This is a genomic window from Metabacillus endolithicus, assembly GCF_023078335.1.
Taxonomy (GTDB): domain Bacteria; phylum Bacillota; class Bacilli; order Bacillales; family Bacillaceae; genus Metabacillus; species Metabacillus endolithicus.
This window is the reverse complement of the sequence record NZ_CP095550.1, coordinates 2,731,289-2,748,672: the sequence shown is the minus strand read 5'-3', so window position 1 is coordinate 2,748,672 and position 17,384 is coordinate 2,731,289. Positions and strand designations below refer to the sequence as shown.

Annotated in this window: 5 protein-coding genes, 9 tRNA genes and 6 rRNA genes; all 20 read right to left on the bottom strand. The window is 45.8% G+C overall.

What is annotated here, in order from left to right:
• Positions 1-234: 234 nt before the first annotated feature.
• Positions 235-2,682, bottom strand: a complete 2,448-nt coding sequence (gene clpC / locus MVE64_RS14055; RefSeq protein ID WP_247339048.1) for an ATP-dependent protease ATP-binding subunit ClpC — start codon at positions 2,680-2,682, stop codon at positions 235-237.
• A complete protein-coding gene (mcsB, locus tag MVE64_RS14050) occupies positions 2,679-3,776 on the bottom strand; it encodes a protein-arginine kinase McsB (protein ID WP_231308792.1) in 1,098 nt (365 codons plus the stop codon). Before mcsB ends, clpC begins: the two co-directional genes overlap by 4 nt.
• Entirely contained in the window at positions 3,777-4,328 is a 552-nt protein-coding gene (mcsA, locus tag MVE64_RS14045) for a protein-arginine kinase activator protein McsA (protein WP_231308791.1), read from the bottom strand.
• Between the two features lie 15 nt (positions 4,329-4,343).
• Positions 4,344-4,805, bottom strand: coding sequence for a CtsR family transcriptional regulator (locus MVE64_RS14040; RefSeq protein ID WP_121664157.1), 462 nt, complete (start codon positions 4,803-4,805; stop codon positions 4,344-4,346).
• A 126-nt stretch (positions 4,806-4,931) separates the two neighbouring features.
• A complete protein-coding gene (locus MVE64_RS14035) occupies positions 4,932-5,630 on the bottom strand; it encodes an MgtC/SapB family protein (protein WP_247339047.1) in 699 nt (232 codons plus the stop codon).
• An 817-nt stretch (positions 5,631-6,447) separates the two neighbouring features.
• Positions 6,448-6,563: ribosomal RNA gene (gene rrf / locus MVE64_RS14030) — 5S ribosomal RNA — on the bottom strand.
• Positions 6,564-6,642: 79 nt separating this feature from the next.
• Positions 6,643-9,570: ribosomal RNA gene (locus tag MVE64_RS14025) — 23S ribosomal RNA — on the bottom strand.
• A gap of 235 nt (positions 9,571-9,805) precedes the next feature.
• A 16S ribosomal RNA gene (locus MVE64_RS14020) occupies positions 9,806-11,355 on the bottom strand.
• A 168-nt stretch (positions 11,356-11,523) separates the two neighbouring features.
• Positions 11,524-11,599: transfer RNA gene (locus MVE64_RS14015), tRNA-Ala, on the bottom strand.
• A gap of 13 nt (positions 11,600-11,612) precedes the next feature.
• Positions 11,613-11,689, bottom strand: a tRNA-Pro gene (locus tag MVE64_RS14010).
• 4 nt (positions 11,690-11,693) lie between these two features.
• Positions 11,694-11,770, bottom strand: a tRNA-Arg gene (locus tag MVE64_RS14005).
• A 29-nt stretch (positions 11,771-11,799) separates the two neighbouring features.
• A tRNA-Leu gene (locus tag MVE64_RS14000) sits at positions 11,800-11,888 on the bottom strand.
• 9 nt (positions 11,889-11,897) lie between these two features.
• Positions 11,898-11,972 (bottom strand) — tRNA-Gly (locus MVE64_RS13995).
• Positions 11,973-12,009: 37 nt separating this feature from the next.
• Positions 12,010-12,095: transfer RNA gene (locus MVE64_RS13990), tRNA-Leu, on the bottom strand.
• Between the two features lie 12 nt (positions 12,096-12,107).
• Positions 12,108-12,183 (bottom strand) — tRNA-Lys (locus MVE64_RS13985).
• A 36-nt stretch (positions 12,184-12,219) separates the two neighbouring features.
• Positions 12,220-12,295, bottom strand: a tRNA-Thr gene (locus tag MVE64_RS13980).
• Between the two features lie 36 nt (positions 12,296-12,331).
• Positions 12,332-12,407: transfer RNA gene (locus tag MVE64_RS13975), tRNA-Val, on the bottom strand.
• Between the two features lie 5 nt (positions 12,408-12,412).
• A 5S ribosomal RNA gene (gene rrf / locus MVE64_RS13970) occupies positions 12,413-12,528 on the bottom strand.
• 137 nt (positions 12,529-12,665) lie between these two features.
• Positions 12,666-15,595: ribosomal RNA gene (locus MVE64_RS13965) — 23S ribosomal RNA — on the bottom strand.
• A 235-nt stretch (positions 15,596-15,830) separates the two neighbouring features.
• Positions 15,831-17,377 (bottom strand): 16S ribosomal RNA (locus MVE64_RS13960).
• The 16S, 23S and 5S rRNA genes sit together here with 9 tRNA genes alongside, the layout of an rRNA operon.
• Positions 17,378-17,384 lie beyond the last annotated feature (7 nt).

The window sequence follows — 17,384 nt, the reverse complement described above, 5'->3', positions numbered from 1 at the left end:
AAATTGTTCCTCTCTTATTAGATTACCAAATAGACAAGTTAATTATGATACTTATCCTTAATTATATAAAACTGAAAGTGTTATCAAGGGAAATCTTTTCGGAAATTACATTTAAATCTTTCCAGACGGGTAAAAGGAGGATTATCTTATTCCCACTGTCCGTAGTATCATCCATAGGAGAAAAAAGAAAGTGAGGCACACAATTAAAATCGTATGCCTCTAAACTATCTTTATTTAATTAGATTTCACTTCTTCTTTTTCAGCTGTTTTCACAACAAATTCGCCATTTTCCACATCAAGAATAATTTTTTGGCCTTTATCAATTGTACCTTTTAACAGCTCTTCAGAAAGACGATCTTCCACATTCTTTTGAATCGAACGACGCAATGGTCTTGCACCATATTCTAAGTCAATTCCTTCATCTGCAATTTTCTCTTTCGCAGATTCTGTTAATTCTAATGAAAGATCTTGTTCTTTTAAACGTTTCGTTAATTGATCAGACATAAGCGAAACGATTTCTTTTAGATGCTTTTTCTCTAAAGAATGGAAGACAATGATTTCATCAATACGGTTGATGAATTCAGGACGGAATGCACGTTTTAACTCATTCATTACCTTATCTTTCATGTCTTTATAATTTTGTGTTTCATCTTGAATATTAAAACCAACATATTTATTGCGTTTTAGTTCACTAGCTCCAACGTTAGAAGTCATAATTAAAATCGTATTTCTAAAGTCTACAGTACGTCCTTTAGAATCCGTTAATCTTCCATCTTCTAATACTTGAAGTAAAATATTAAACACATCAGGGTGTGCTTTTTCAATCTCATCTAAAAGAACAACGGAGTAAGGCTTTCTTCTAACCTTCTCTGTTAACTGACCACCTTCATCATATCCTACATATCCTGGAGGTGAACCAACAAGACGTGATGTTGAGTGCTTCTCCATATACTCAGACATATCAATACGAATCATTGCATCTTCATCACCAAAGATCGATTCTGCTAGAGCACGAGCTAACTCAGTTTTACCTACACCCGTTGGTCCTAAGAAGATGAATGAACCGATTGGACGTTTTGGATCCTTTAATCCAGCACGAGCACGGCGTACTGCTTTTGCAACAGCAACTACTGCTTCTTCTTGACCAACTACTCTTGAATGAAGGAGATTTTCCATATTTAGCAATTTATCAGTTTCTGTTTGTGCCAACTTGGAAACTGGGACACCAGTCCAACTGGAAACAACCATCGCAATATCTTCAACTGTCACTTCAGTATTTTCTTGACCTTGTTTTTCTTTCCATGTTTTTTTCGTTTCTTCTAGCTGCTCACGTAAACGTTGCTCTGTATCACGCAAAGATGCTGCTTTTTCAAACTCTTGGCTTTGAACAGAGGCATCTTTTTCCTTACGGATTTCCTCAAGCTTTAGTTCAAGCTCTTTTAAATTAGGTGGTGTAGTAAAAGAACGTAAGCGAACTTTTGAACCTGCTTCATCAATTAAATCAATCGCTTTGTCTGGAAGAAAACGATCTGAAATATAACGATCTGATAATTTAACAGCAGCATCAATCGCTTCATCTGTAATTGATACTCTATGATGTGCCTCATAACGATCACGTAAACCTTTTAAAATTTGAACACTTTCATCAACAGAAGGTTCATCAACTTGAATTGGCTGGAATCTACGCTCTAATGCCGCATCTTTTTCAATGTATTTTCTATATTCATCAAGTGTTGTTGCACCAATACATTGCAGTTCACCACGAGCTAACGAAGGCTTAAGAATATTTGAAGCATCAATAGCTCCTTCTGCACCACCAGCACCAATTAATGTGTGCAACTCATCGATAAAGAGAATGATATTACCCGCTTGGCGAATTTCATCCATTACCTTTTTTAGGCGATCTTCAAATTCACCACGATATTTTGTCCCTGCAACAACCGTTCCCATATCTAACGTCATAACACGCTTATCACGTAAAATTTCCGGCACTTCATTTTGGACAATTTGTTGAGCCAAGCCTTCAGCGATGGCCGTTTTACCAACACCTGGCTCTCCAATTAATACAGGGTTGTTTTTCGTACGTCTACTCAACACTTCAATAACACGCTGAATTTCTTTACTTCTACCAATTACAGGATCTAAGCTTCCTTCTCTAGCGATTGCTGTTAAATCACGTGCAAGACTATCCAAAGTAGGTGTATTAGCATTAGTAATGCCTCCACCTTGATGGTTTGCTGAAGATTCGTTGCTTCCTAATAATTGAAGAACCTGTTGTCTTGCTTTGTTTAAACTTACACCTAAATTATTAAGTACTCGTGCAGCTACCCCTTCTCCCTCACGAATAAGTCCTAGGAGAATATGTTCTGTTCCGACATAAGAATGTCCCAGCTTTCTTGCTTCGTCCATTGATAGCTCAATGACCTTTTTTGCTCTTGGTGTATAGTGAATAGTTTGTGATGCATCTTGACCTCTACCAATCAATCCTTCTACTTCTTTTTGAATTTTATCTGGACCTAGACCTAATGCTAGTAAAGCTTTAGCAGCTATGCCTTCTCCTTCACTAACAAGACCTAGAAGAATATGCTCTGTTCCAATATTATTATGACCTAATCGAACTGCTTCCTCTTGTGCTAAAGCCAGTACTTTTTGCGCGCGTTCTGTAAATCTTCCAAACATCATAATTCATCATCCTCCATCCGTTTATTACGATCCATTTCCAGGTTCAACCGCTCTCTAATGAGTGCAGCACGACGAATATCTCTCTCATTTGGACGTAATGGTCCTCCAAAATACTGCTGCAAAAATCCAGGCTGTGTTAATATCATCAGTTCATTTAAAATAGTACGGGAAATATCTTTAATAATTCCTAAATCAATACCTAATCTAACATCAGATAAGCATTTTGCAGTCTCGTTAGATTCTATGCTTCGGCAGTATACCAAAGTTCCAAAGGAACGGTAAACCCTGTCTTCTAACTGAGTTTGTGAGGACTGATATAAAGCTTCGCGAGTAGATCTTTCCTGCTCAATTAGTTGTTGTACAACACTAACAAGATCCTCTACAATATCCTTCTCTGACTTACCTAATGTAATTTGGTTTGAAATTTGAAACAGATTTCCTACTGCTTCACTGCCTTCTCCATATATCCCTCTTACAACCAAACCAAGCTGATTAATTGCCGGGATAATTCGATTAATTTTTTGAGTGATAACTAACGCAGGGAGATGCATCATCACTGATGCCCTAAGCCCCGTTCCTACATTGGTAGGGCAGCTTGTTAGATATCCTCTTTGTTCATCGAAGGCATAATCAACTTCTTCTTCAATCCAATCATCCAACTGATTCGCAGTGCTTAAGGCTTCTTCCAGCTGAAATCCAGGATATAAGCATTGAATACGGATATGATCCTCTTCATTTAACATTATGCTTACCTCTTCATTTTCAGAAAGCAAACAGCCTCCATAATCTGAGTGGTCAGCTAAGTTAGGGCTTATCAAATGCTTTTCTACGAGGACCCTTTTCTGAATTGCTTGCAAATCATTCATTTTTAAAAGCTCTAATTGGCCTAATTTTTTGAATGTTTTATTTGCATATGTGTTTTCAAAGAAATTTAGAACTTCCTGGGCTTCCTCATTTGTGGAGAGAGTAGGGAATTTATATTGATCTATATTTCGTGCTAAACGAATTCGGCTACTTAATACAATGTCTGAATCAGGACCTTCCTGACTCATCCAAGCACTCATCGCCTTATTCATAAAGTTCTGGAGTGACATCTAAAATCCCTCCTCATCAAAGCTACTTAATTTTTTTTCAAGTGAGCGGATTTCATCTCTTACCAGTGCAGCTTGTTCAAACTCTTCTTGACTAATAAGACTTCTTATTTTCTCTTTTAGATCCTCAATTTTTTTCCTTATATGAATATCTCCGCCAATTCTCTTCGGGATTTTCCCGGAATGTTCTGTGTTTCCACCATGAACACGTCTTAGAATCGGAGTAATATAATTTTTAAAAGTTGGGTAACAATTAGAGCAACCAAACCTGCCAGATTTCTTAAAATCCTGGAAAGTCATTTTACATCGATCACATTGAGGAACACTTTCTGTTTTAAACACATTCTGCTCCTCTGCTTTAGCAAAGCCATGCTCCATATTAAGTAAACCTGTTAACAGGCTGTTTAACGAGAATCCTGAACTTGAATTAAACATAAAAAATTCACTATTTTCTTTCGCACAGTGTTCACATATATGAACTTCTGTTTTCTCACCATTAATCACTTTTGTAAAGTGAAACGTTGCCGGCCTTTCATTACATTCCTGGCAAATCATCCGTCTCCCCTACTTTCACTTATATTTCAATGAAGTTAACATGGCTTTCACCATTCTTGCCCTTAACTCATCCCTATGAGGAAGGTCGATATATAGGACTGAACGATCTATAACACTCATCATCAGCTTTGCTTCTCGAGGAGATATAACCTCTTCTGTAACAAGCCGACTAATGATATCCTCTGCAGCTGCTTGTGAGAGGCGATTGTTTATTAAAGCTAGTAATTGATCAAGTAAGTGTGCTTGAGTTTCAGCATGAACTTTAATAATTCTAATATAGCCTCCTCCACCACGCTTACTTTCTACTAGATAACCTCTTTCAATCGTAAATCTTGTGTTTATAACATAGTTTATCTGTGAAGGCACACATTGAAATTGATCAGCTATTTCACTTCGTTTAATTTCAACAATTTCTTTACCACTACTGTCCAGCACTTTTTTTAAATACTGTTCAATAATGTCTGAAATATTTCTCACTCAACCTCCCCCTCACTGACTTTGACTATATTTGACTATAATCTAAATATAAAACGAACAGAAAAATTTTTCAACTCTTCTGTTTCATTTTAAATATTGCCAAAATAGCAAGAAGTGAAACCTTATTTAAAAGATTTTTTCTACTTCCTTGATTTCCTTTAGTACAAGCTCCAACTTTTCATACCCTATTGAATGAATGTTAATATTAATATCTAACTGATAATAAAAAGTTACATTCCCATCTCGGTCCTTTCGACTTGATGTCATCACAATACTATTTGTCTTAATGCTATATGTCGAAAGACGCTGAATCACTTCATCAATTGAAGATTTAGTTGAATTTACAACAACCTTCATTTTTCTTCTTGTCTTTTTTACATACATATACTTCTCTAATCTATTTAAAAAAATGAGACACATTAACACTATAATCGTTGTAAAAAATGCCAGAATATACATTCCTGAACCGATAATTAAACCTAATCCAGCTACAATCCAGATAGAAGCAGCTGTTGTTAATCCTCTAACCGTTGCACCTTTTACTAGAATGGTTCCTCCACCTAAAAATCCTATGCCACTAATCACATAAGATGGAATCCGTGACGGATCAAATTGCACAGCTTTATGATCCTGAAGATAATGCTCAAAACCATACAAAGACAATATCATCATAAGACATGATCCAATTCCTACTAACAAATGTGTTCGAAACCCTGCAGGATGATTCTTAAACTCTCGTTCTAACCCTATAACTCCACATAAAAGAGCTGCAATAAGGATACGAGAAAACATCGTATAATCCTCTTGACTAAGAAACTCAAACATATACATTTCCCCTAGCTTAATAAGACATATAAGTTGTTCTAATATATATATACTCAAAAGATAGTTTTCAAACACTTATTTTTTTGGTGGGGGTGCCTGGTGGGGGTGCCTGTCACTTCCCGTAATTTGGTAGAATTTGTCGGATAAAGTCTTCAATGGACTATTTTGCATGATTTTACGCTCTCATCTAATTTTATAAAGACAATCTTTTTATGTTATAGAAAATAGTCATAAATTGTAGGCTAATCTCAATGTTCTTTCTGTTAGGTTCAAGTTTATTTGGCAATCTAAGAGGTTTATCAACGATTATGAGAGATTTATCTACGATTTTTGCGGTTTTATCTTCGATTCTTTTTACTCTATCTACGATTTTTGGTGTTTTATCTTTGATACTACATATTTCTACAACTTCCACTTCTCGTAAACTTAAAAATTTCCGTTCTTAATTACCCCCATTTACTACACAAAAAAGACCAGTATTTCTACTGATCTTTTTCCTCTTCTTACTTGGCGACGTCCTATTCTCACAGGGGAAACCTCCAACTACCATCGGCGCAAAAGCTTAACTTCCGCATTTGGACTATCGGCTTGCGATAAGTTTCGAATCTCCGCGTTAGCTTGTTCGTTCAGATCCTCATGTGCCAAGACCGCACACTCCGGTCTTCACTCTCTGCGCTTCCTTGACCTTCTTGCTTCTCCCAAGCCTCAGGCTAGTAGTTTTACTTTGTCTCTAATCCTTATATTCAAACCTTCGGTTTTAACTACCTTTTAATAAAACAAAAAAGACCAGTATCTCTACTGATCTTTTCTTCATCTTACTTGGCAACGTCCTACTCTCACAGGGGGAAACCCCCAACTACCATCGGCGCTGAAGAGCTTAACTTCCGTGTTCGGCATGGGAACGGGTGTGACCTCTTCGCCGTCATCACCAAATAATATTTAGTTTGAAGGATGTTCCTTCAAAACTAGATAACGAATCACAATTCAATTCACTGAGCTAACGCTCTTTTATTAGGTTAAGTCCTCGATCGATTAGTATCAGTCAGCTCCACACGTCACCGCGCTTCCACCTCTGACCTATCAACCTGATCATCTTTCAGGGATCTTACTAGCTAATGCTATGGGAAATCTCATCTTGAGGGGGGCTTCATGCTTAGATGCTTTCAGCACTTATCCCTTCCGCACATAGCTACCCAGCTATGCCTTTGGCAAGACAACTGGTACACCAGCGGTGCGTCCATCCCGGTCCTCTCGTACTAAGGACAGCTCCTCTCAAATTTCCTACGCCCACGACGGATAGGGACCGAACTGTCTCACGACGTTCTGAACCCAGCTCGCGTACCGCTTTAATGGGCGAACAGCCCAACCCTTGGGACCGACTACGCCCCCAGGATGCGATGAGCCGACATCGAGGTGCCAAACCTCCCCGTCGATGTGGACTCTTGGGGGAGATAAGCCTGTTATCCCCGGGGTAGCTTTTATCCGTTGAGCGATGGCCCTTCCATGCGGAACCACCGGATCACTAAGCCCGACTTTCGTCCCTGCTCGACTTGTAGGTCTCGCAGTCAAGCTCCCTTGTGCCTTTACACTCTACGAATGATTTCCAACCATTCTGAGGGAACCTTTGGGCGCCTCCGTTACATTTTAGGAGGCGACCGCCCCAGTCAAACTGCCCACCTGACACTGTCTCCCAGCCCGATCAGGGCTGTGGGTTAGAATTTCAATACAGCCAGGGTAGTATCCCACCGACGCCTCCACCGAAGCTAGCGCTCCGGCTTCTCAGGCTCCTACCTATCCTGTACAAGCTGTACCAAAATTCAATATCAGGCTACAGTAAAGCTCCACGGGGTCTTTCCGTCCTGTCGCGGGTAACCTGCATCTTCACAGGTACTATAATTTCACCGAGTCTCTCGTTGAGACAGTGCCCAGATCGTTACGCCTTTCGTGCGGGTCGGAACTTACCCGACAAGGAATTTCGCTACCTTAGGACCGTTATAGTTACGGCCGCCGTTTACTGGGGCTTCGGTTCAAAGCTTCGCTTGCGCTAACCTCTCCCCTTAACCTTCCAGCACCGGGCAGGCGTCAGCCCCTATACTTCGCCTTGCGGCTTCGCAGAGACCTGTGTTTTTGCTAAACAGTCGCCTGGGCCTATTCACTGCGGCTTTTCCGGGCTATTCACCCTAAAAAGCACCCCTTCTCCCGAAGTTACGGGGTCATTTTGCCGAGTTCCTTAACGAGAGTTCTCTCGCTCACCTTAGGATTCTCTCCTCGCCTACCTGTGTCGGTTTGCGGTACGGGCACCTCTCACCTCGCTAGAGGCTTTTCTTGGCAGTGTGGAATCAGGAACTTCGGTACTATAGTTCCCTCGCCATCACAGCTCAGCCTTCGCGACAACGGGATTTGCCTCGTTGTCAGCCTAACTGCTTGGACGCGCATATCCAACAGCGCGCTTACCCTATCCTTCTGCGTCCCCCCATTGCTCAAATGGTGAGGAGGTGGTACAGGAATTTCAACCTGTTGGCCATCGCCTACGCCTTTCGGCCTCGGCTTAGGTCCCGACTAACCCTGAGCGGACGAGCCTTCCTCAGGAAACCTTAGGCATTCGGTGGAGGGGATTCTCACCCCTCTTTCGCTACTCATACCGGCATTCTCACTTCTAAGCGCTCCACCAGTCCTTACGGTCTGGCTTCACAGCCCTTAGAACGCTCTCCTACCACTGTTCGTAAGAACAGTCCACAGCTTCGGTGATACGTTTAGCCCGGTACATTTTCGGCGCAGAGTCACTCGACCAGTGAGCTATTACGCACTCTTTAAATGGTGGCTGCTTCTAAGCCAACATCCTGGTTGTCTAAGCAACTCCACATCCTTTTCCACTTAACGTATACTTTGGGACCTTAGCTGGTGGTCTGGGCTGTTTCCCTCTTGACTACGGATCTTATCACTCGCAGTCTGACTCCTGAACATAAGTCTTTGGCATTCGGAGTTTGACTGAATTCGGTAACCCGATGGGGGCCCCTAGTCCAATCAGTGCTCTACCTCCAAGACTCTCATTTCAAGGCTAGCCCTAAAGCTATTTCGGAGAGAACCAGCTATCTCCAAGTTCGATTGGAATTTCTCCGCTACCCACACCTCATCCCCGCACTTTTCAACGTGCGTGGGTTCGGGCCTCCATTCAGTGTTACCTGAACTTCACCCTGGACATGGGTAGATCACCTGGTTTCGGGTCTACGACCACGTACTCTTTCGCCCTATTCAGACTCGCTTTCGCTGCGGCTCCGTCTTATCAACTTAACCTTGCACGGGATCGTAACTCGCCGGTTCATTCTACAAAAGGCACGCCATTACCCATTAACGGGCTTTGACTACTTGTAGGCACACGGTTTCAGGATCTCTTTCACTCCCCTTCCGGGGTGCTTTTCACCTTTCCCTCACGGTACTGGTTCACTATCGGTCACTAGGGAGTATTTAGCCTTGGGAGATGGTCCTCCCTGCTTCCGACGGGATTTCACGTGTCCCGCCGTACTCAGGATCCACTCTGGAGGGAACGAAGTTTCAACTACAGGGTTGTTACCTTCTTTGACGGGCCTTTCCAGACCTCTTCATTTACTCCGTTCCTTTGTAACTCCGTATAGAGTGTCCTACAACCCCAAGAGGCAAGCCTCTTGGTTTGGGCTTCTTCCGTTTCGCTCGCCGCTACTCAGGAAATCGCGTTTGCTTTCTCTTCCTCCGGGTACTTAGATGTTTCAGTTCCCCGGGTCTGCCTTTAATACCCTATGTATTCAGGTAAAAATACTACTCCATTACGAGCAGTGGGTTTCCCCATTCGGAAATCTCCGGATCAAAGCTTACTTACAGCTCCCCGAAGCATATCGGTGTTAGTACCGTCCTTCATCGGCTCCTAGTGCCAAGGCATCCACCGTGCGCCCTTAACAACTTAACCTTTGACATCGAAGATGTCGTTTAAATCAATTATTAAGAGAATCACTAAACTAAGCGTTTAAACTCAGTGAATTACTTGAATTGTTTTCGTTATCTAGTTTTCAAGGAACATAAAACACAGGATGTTCAAATGCAATCTGCATTTAGACTCCTATGTATTGAGTCTTACTTATATAGAAAGATCAGTATGATCTCTCAAAACTAAACAAAATACCAAGCGTGCTCATTTTCCTTAGAAAGGAGGTGATCCAGCCGCACCTTCCGATACGGCTACCTTGTTACGACTTCACCCCAATCATCTGTCCCACCTTAGGCGGCTGGCTCCTTACGGTTACCCCACCGACTTCGGGTGTTACAAACTCTCGTGGTGTGACGGGCGGTGTGTACAAGGCCCGGGAACGTATTCACCGCGGCATGCTGATCCGCGATTACTAGCGATTCCGGCTTCATGCAGGCGAGTTGCAGCCTGCAATCCGAACTGAGAATGGTTTTATGGGATTGGCTTGACCTCGCGGTCTTGCAGCCCTTTGTACCATCCATTGTAGCACGTGTGTAGCCCAGGTCATAAGGGGCATGATGATTTGACGTCATCCCCACCTTCCTCCGGTTTGTCACCGGCAGTCACCTTAGAGTGCCCAACTGAATGCTGGCAACTAAGATCAAGGGTTGCGCTCGTTGCGGGACTTAACCCAACATCTCACGACACGAGCTGACGACAACCATGCACCACCTGTCACTTCGTCCCCCGAAGGGGAACCTTCTATCTCTAGAAGTAGCGAAGGATGTCAAGACCTGGTAAGGTTCTTCGCGTTGCTTCGAATTAAACCACATGCTCCACCGCTTGTGCGGGCCCCCGTCAATTCCTTTGAGTTTCAGTCTTGCGACCGTACTCCCCAGGCGGAGTGCTTAATGCGTTTGCTGCAGCACTAAAGGGCGGAAACCCTCTAACACTTAGCACTCATCGTTTACGGCGTGGACTACCAGGGTATCTAATCCTGTTCGCTCCCCACGCTTTCGCGCCTCAGCGTCAGTTACAGACCAGAGAGTCGCCTTCGCCACTGGTGTTCCTCCACATCTCTACGCATTTCACCGCTACACGTGGAATTCCACTCTCCTCTTCTGCACTCAAGTTCCCCAGTTTCCAATGACCCTCCACGGTTGAGCCGTGGGCTTTCACATCAGACTTAAGAAACCGCCTGCGCGCGCTTTACGCCCAATAATTCCGGACAACGCTTGCCACCTACGTATTACCGCGGCTGCTGGCACGTAGTTAGCCGTGGCTTTCTGGTTAGGTACCGTCAAGGTACCAGTAGTTACTCTGGTACTTGTTCTTCCCTAACAACAGAACTTTACGACCCGAAGGCCTTCATCGTTCACGCGGCGTTGCTCCGTCAGACTTTCGTCCATTGCGGAAGATTCCCTACTGCTGCCTCCCGTAGGAGTCTGGGCCGTGTCTCAGTCCCAGTGTGGCCGATCACCCTCTCAGGTCGGCTACGCATCGTCGCCTTGGTGAGCCGTTACCTCACCAACTAGCTAATGCGCCGCGGGTCCATCTGTAAGTGACAGCCGAAGCCGTCTTTCAACTTTGAACCATGCGGTTCAAAATGTTATCCGGTATTAGCTCCGGTTTCCCGGAGTTATCCCAATCTTACAGGCAGGTTACCCACGTGTTACTCACCCGTCCGCCGCTAACCTCAGGGAGCAAGCTCCCATTGGTTCGCTCGACTTGCATGTATTAGGCACGCCGCCAGCGTTCGTCCTGAGCCAGGATCAAACTCTCCAATAAAGAGTTGATATAGCTCATAAAAGTTTGTACTATATAGTACGTTTTTGTTAATCGAAATTAACTTTTGCACGCTTGGTTTTGTTTAGTTTTCAAAGATCATTGTTTAACAACAACTTTATTATAATATCATTCTCATTTGAGAAAAGCAAGATATTTTTTAAAAGGTTTTGGTGGAGCCTAGCGGGATCGAACCGCTGACCTCCTGCGTGCAAAGCAGGCGCTCTCCCAGCTGAGCTAAGGCCCCGTAATTTAGTTAATGGTCGGGAAGACAGGATTCGAACCTGCGACCCCTTGGTCCCAAACCAAGTGCTCTACCAAGCTGAGCTACTTCCCGTATATGGCGCGCCCGAGAGGAGTCGAACCCCTAACCTTTTGATCCGTAGTCAAACGCTCTATCCAATTGAGCTACGGGCGCTAATAATCTAAATTGAATTATAAAAACTATGGTGCCGAGGACCGGAATCGAACCGGTACGGTAGTCACCTACCGCAGGATTTTAAGTCCTGTGCGTCTGCCAGTTCCGCCACCCCGGCACTTACTATTGGAGCGGAAGACGGGATTCGAACCCGCGACCCCCACCTTGGCAAGGTGGTGTTCTACCACTGAACTACTTCCGCAATATTGTTAGTTATTTTCGCTAACGCGAAAAAACTTTGGTGCGGGTGAAGGGACTTGAACCCCCACGTCACAAGGACACTAGATCCTAAGTCTAGCGCGTCTGCCAATTCCGCCACACCCGCATGGTGTGTAAATGGTGAGCCATGAAGGACTCGAACCTTCGACCCTCTGATTAAAAGTCAGATGCTCTACCAACTGAGCTAATGGCTCATTTTATAATGAGTTGTATATTATTAATAAAATGAGTGGTGCCGGCGAGAGGACTTGAACCCCCAACCTACTGATTACAAGTCAGTTGCTCTACCAGTTGAGCTACACCGGCGTATGGTAAGTTATTTTCGCTAGCACGAAAAAACTATGGTGGAGGATGACGGGATCGAACCGCCGACCCCCTGCTTGTAAGGCAGGTGCTCTCCCAGCTGAGCTAATCCTCCATTATACCTGGCAACGTCCTACTCTCACAGGGGGAAACCCCCAACTACCATCGGCGCTGAAGAACTTAACTTCCGTGTTCGGCATGGGAACGGGTGTGACCTCTTCGCCATCATTACCAGATATCTTATTCAATTTTAGCGACAAAAACTATTATATAATATTCTGTCGAAAAATCAATATATTTTTTGAAGAAAATATATTCCTTCAAAACTAGATAACGAATCACAATTCAATTCACTGAGCTAACGCTCTTTTATTAGGTTAAGTCCTCGATCGATTAGTATCAGTCAGCTCCACACGTCACCGCGCTTCCACCTCTGACCTATCAACCTGATCATCTTTCAGGGATCTTACTAGCTAATGCTATGGGAAATCTCATCTTGAGGGGGGCTTCATGCTTAGATGCTTTCAGCACTTATCCCTTCCGCACATAGCTACCCAGCTATGCCTTTGGCAAGACAACTGGTACACCAGCGGTGCGTCCATCCCGGTCCTCTCGTACTAAGGACAGCTCCTCTCAAATTTCCTACGCCCACGACGGATAGGGACCGAACTGTCTCACGACGTTCTGAACCCAGCTCGCGTACCGCTTTAATGGGCGAACAGCCCAACCCTTGGGACCGACTACAGCCCCAGGATGCGATGAGCCGACATCGAGGTGCCAAACCTCCCCGTCGATGTGGACTCTTGGGGGAGATAAGCCTGTTATCCCCGGGGTAGCTTTTATCCGTTGAGCGATGGCCCTTCCATGCGGAACCACCGGATCACTAAGCCCGACTTTCGTCCCTGCTCGACTTGTAGGTCTCGCAGTCAAGCTCCCTTGTGCCTTTACACTCTACGAATGATTTCCAACCATTCTGAGGGAACCTTTGGGCGCCTCCGTTACATTTTAGGAGGCGACCGCCCCAGTCAAACTGCCCACCTGACACTGTCTCCCAGCCCGATCAGGGCTGTGGGTTAGAATTTCAATACAGCCAGGGTAGTATCCCACCGACGCCTCCACCGAAGCTAGCGCTCCGGCTTCTCAGGCTCCTACCTATCCTGTACAAGCTGTACCAAAATTCAATATCAGGCTACAGTAAAGCTCCACGGGGTCTTTCCGTCCTGTCGCGGGTAACCTGCATCTTCACAGGTACTATAATTTCACCGAGTCTCTCGTTGAGACAGTGCCCAGATCGTTACGCCTTTCGTGCGGGTCGGAACTTACCCGACAAGGAATTTCGCTACCTTAGGACCGTTATAGTTACGGCCGCCGTTTACTGGGGCTTCGGTTCAAAGCTTCGCTTGCGCTAACCTCTCCCCTTAACCTTCCAGCACCGGGCAGGCGTCAGCCCCTATACTTCGCCTTGCGGCTTCGCAGAGACCTGTGTTTTTGCTAAACAGTCGCCTGGGCCTATTCACTGCGGCTTTTCCGGGCTATTCACCCTAAAAAGCACCCCTTCTCCCGAAGTTACGGGGTCATTTTGCCGAGTTCCTTAACGAGAGTTCTCTCGCTCACCTTAGGATTCTCTCCTCGCCTACCTGTGTCGGTTTGCGGTACGGGCACCTCTCACCTCGCTAGAGGCTTTTCTTGGCAGTGTGGAATCAGGAACTTCGGTACTATAGTTCCCTCGCCATCACAGCTCAGCCTTCGCGACAACGGGATTTGCCTCGTTGTCAGCCTAACTGCTTGGACGCGCATATCCAACAGCGCGCTTACCCTATCCTTCTGCGTCCCCCCATTGCTCAAATGGTGAGGAGGTGGTACAGGAATTTCAACCTGTTGGCCATCGCCTACGCCTTTCGGCCTCGGCTTAGGTCCCGACTAACCCTGAGCGGACGAGCCTTCCTCAGGAAACCTTAGGCATTCGGTGGAGGGGATTCTCACCCCTCTTTCGCTACTCATACCGGCATTCTCACTTCTAAGCGCTCCACCAGTCCTTACGGTCTGGCTTCACAGCCCTTAGAACGCTCTCCTACCACTGTTCTAAAAGAACAGTCCACAGCTTCGGTGATACGTTTAGGCCCGGTACATTTTCGGCGCAGAGTCACTCGACCAGTGAGCTATTACGCACTCTTTAAATGGTGGCTGCTTCTAAGCCAACATCCTGGTTGTCTAAGCAACTCCACATCCTTTTCCACTTAACGTATACTTTGGGACCTTAGCTGGTGGTCTGGGCTGTTTCCCTCTTGACTACGGATCTTATCACTCGCAGTCTGACTCCTGAACATAAGTCTTTGGCATTCGGAGTTTGACTGAATTCGGTAACCCGATGGGGGCCCCTAGTCCAATCAGTGCTCTACCTCCAAGACTCTCATTTCAAGGCTAGCCCTAAAGCTATTTCGGAGAGAACCAGCTATCTCCAAGTTCGATTGGAATTTCTCCGCTACCCACACCTCATCCCCGCACTTTTCAACGTGCGTGGGTTCGGGCCTCCATTCAGTGTTACCTGAACTTCACCCTGGACATGGGTAGATCACCTGGTTTCGGGTCTACGACCACGTACTCTTTCGCCCTATTCAGACTCGCTTTCGCTGCGGCTCCGTCTTATCAACTTAACCTTGCACGGGATCGTAACTCGCCGGTTCATTCTACAAAAGGCACGCCATTACCCATTAACGGGCTTTGACTACTTGTAGGCACACGGTTTCAGGATCTCTTTCACTCCCCTTCCGGGGTGCTTTTCACCTTTCCCTCACGGTACTGGTTCACTATCGGTCACTAGGGAGTATTTAGCCTTGGGAGATGGTCCTCCCTGCTTCCGACGGGATTTCACGTGTCCCGCCGTACTCAGGATCCACTCTGGAGGGAACGAAGTTTCAACTACAGGGTTGTTACCTTCTTTGACGGGCCTTTCCAGACCTCTTCATTTACTCCGTTCCTTTGTAACTCCGTATAGAGTGTCCTACAACCCCAAGAGGCAAGCCTCTTGGTTTGGGCTTCTTCCGTTTCGCTCGCCGCTACTCAGGAAATCGCGTTTGCTTTCTCTTCCTCCGGGTACTTAGATGTTTCAGTTCCCCGGGTCTGCCTTTAATACCCTATGTATTCAGGTAAAAATACTACTCCATTACGAGCAGTGGGTTTCCCCATTCGGAAATCTCCGGATCAAAGCTTACTTACAGCTCCCCGAAGCATATCGGTGTTAGTACCGTCCTTCATCGGCTCCTAGTGCCAAGGCATCCACCGTGCGCCCTTAACAACTTAACCTTTGACATCGAAGATGTCGTTTAAATCAATTATTAAGAGAATCACTAAACTAAGCGTTTAAACTCAGTGAATTACTTGAATTGTTTTCGTTATCTAGTTTTCAAGGAACATAAAACACAGGATGTTCAAATGCAATCTGCATTTAGACTCCTATGTATTGAGTCTTACTTATATAGAAAGATCAGTATGATCTCTCAAAACTAAACAAAATACCAAGCGTGCTCATTTTCCTTAGAAAGGAGGTGATCCAGCCGCACCTTCCGATACGGCTACCTTGTTACGACTTCACCCCAATCATCTGTCCCACCTTAGGCGGCTGGCTCCTTACGGTTACCCCACCGACTTCGGGTGTTACAAACTCTCGTGGTGTGACGGGCGGTGTGTACAAGGCCCGGGAACGTATTCACCGCGGCATGCTGATCCGCGATTACTAGCGATTCCGGCTTCATGCAGGCGAGTTGCAGCCTGCAATCCGAACTGAGAATGGTTTTATGGGATTGGCTTGACCTCGCGGTCTTGCAGCCCTTTGTACCATCCATTGTAGCACGTGTGTAGCCAGGTCATAAGGGGCATGATGATTTGACGTCATCCCCACCTTCCTCCGGTTTGTCACCGGCAGTCACCTTAGAGTGCCCAACTGAATGCTGGCAACTAAGATCAAGGGTTGCGCTCGTTGCGGGACTTAACCCAACATCTCACGACACGAGCTGACGACAACCATGCACCACCTGTCACTTCGTCCCCCGAAGGGGAACCTTCTATCTCTAGAAGTAGCGAAGGATGTCAAGACCTGGTAAGGTTCTTCGCGTTGCTTCGAATTAAACCACATGCTCCACCGCTTGTGCGGGCCCCCGTCAATTCCTTTGAGTTTCAGTCTTGCGACCGTACTCCCCAGGCGGAGTGCTTAATGCGTTTGCTGCAGCACTAAAGGGCGGAAACCCTCTAACACTTAGCACTCATCGTTTACGGCGTGGACTACCAGGGTATCTAATCCTGTTCGCTCCCCACGCTTTCGCGCCTCAGCGTCAGTTACAGACCAGAGAGTCGCCTTCGCCACTGGTGTTCCTCCACATCTCTACGCATTTCACCGCTACACGTGGAATTCCACTCTCCTCTTCTGCACTCAAGTTCCCCAGTTTCCAATGACCCTCCACGGTTGAGCCGTGGGCTTTCACATCAGACTTAAGAAACCGCCTGCGCGCGCTTTACGCCCAATAATTCCGGACAACGCTTGCCACCTACGTATTACCGCGGCTGCTGGCACGTAGTTAGCCGTGGCTTTCTGGTTAGGTACCGAAGGTACCAGTAGTTACTCTGGTACTTGTTCTTCCCTAACAACAGAACTTTACGACCCGAAGGCCTTCATCGTTCACGCGGCGTTGCTCCGTCAGACTTTCGTCCATTGCGGAAGATTCCCTACTGCTGCCTCCCGTAGGAGTCTGGGCCGTGTCTCAGTCCCAGTGTGGCCGATCACCCTCTCAGGTCGGCTACGCATCGTCGCCTTGGTGAGCCGTTACCTCACCAACTAGCTAATGCGCCGCGGGTCCATCTGTAAGTGACAGCCGAAGCCGTCTTTCAACTTTGAACCATGCGGTTCAAAATGTTATCCGGTATTAGCTCCGGTTTCCCGGAGTTATCCCAATCTTACAGGCAGGTTACCCACGTGTTACTCACCCGTCCGCCGCTAACCTCAGGGAGCAAGCTCCCATTGGTTCGCTCGACTTGCATGTATTAGGCACGCCGCCAGCGTTCGTCCTGAGCCAGGATCAAACTCTCCAATAAAGAGTTG

Bases quoted from the DNA above. Each gene is read 5' to 3' on its own strand.
- clpC (WP_247339048.1), bottom strand. From the start codon at position 2,682: ATGATGTTTGGAAGATTTACAGAACGCGCGCAAAAAGTACTGGCTTTA.
- mcsB (WP_231308792.1), bottom strand. From the start codon at position 3,776: ATGTCACTCCAGAACTTTATGAATAAGGCGATGAGTGCTTGGATGAGT.
- mcsA (WP_231308791.1), bottom strand. From the start codon at position 4,328: ATGATTTGCCAGGAATGTAATGAAAGGCCGGCAACGTTTCACTTTACA.
- MVE64_RS14035 (WP_247339047.1), bottom strand. From the start codon at position 5,630: ATGTTTGAGTTTCTTAGTCAAGAGGATTATACGATGTTTTCTCGTATC.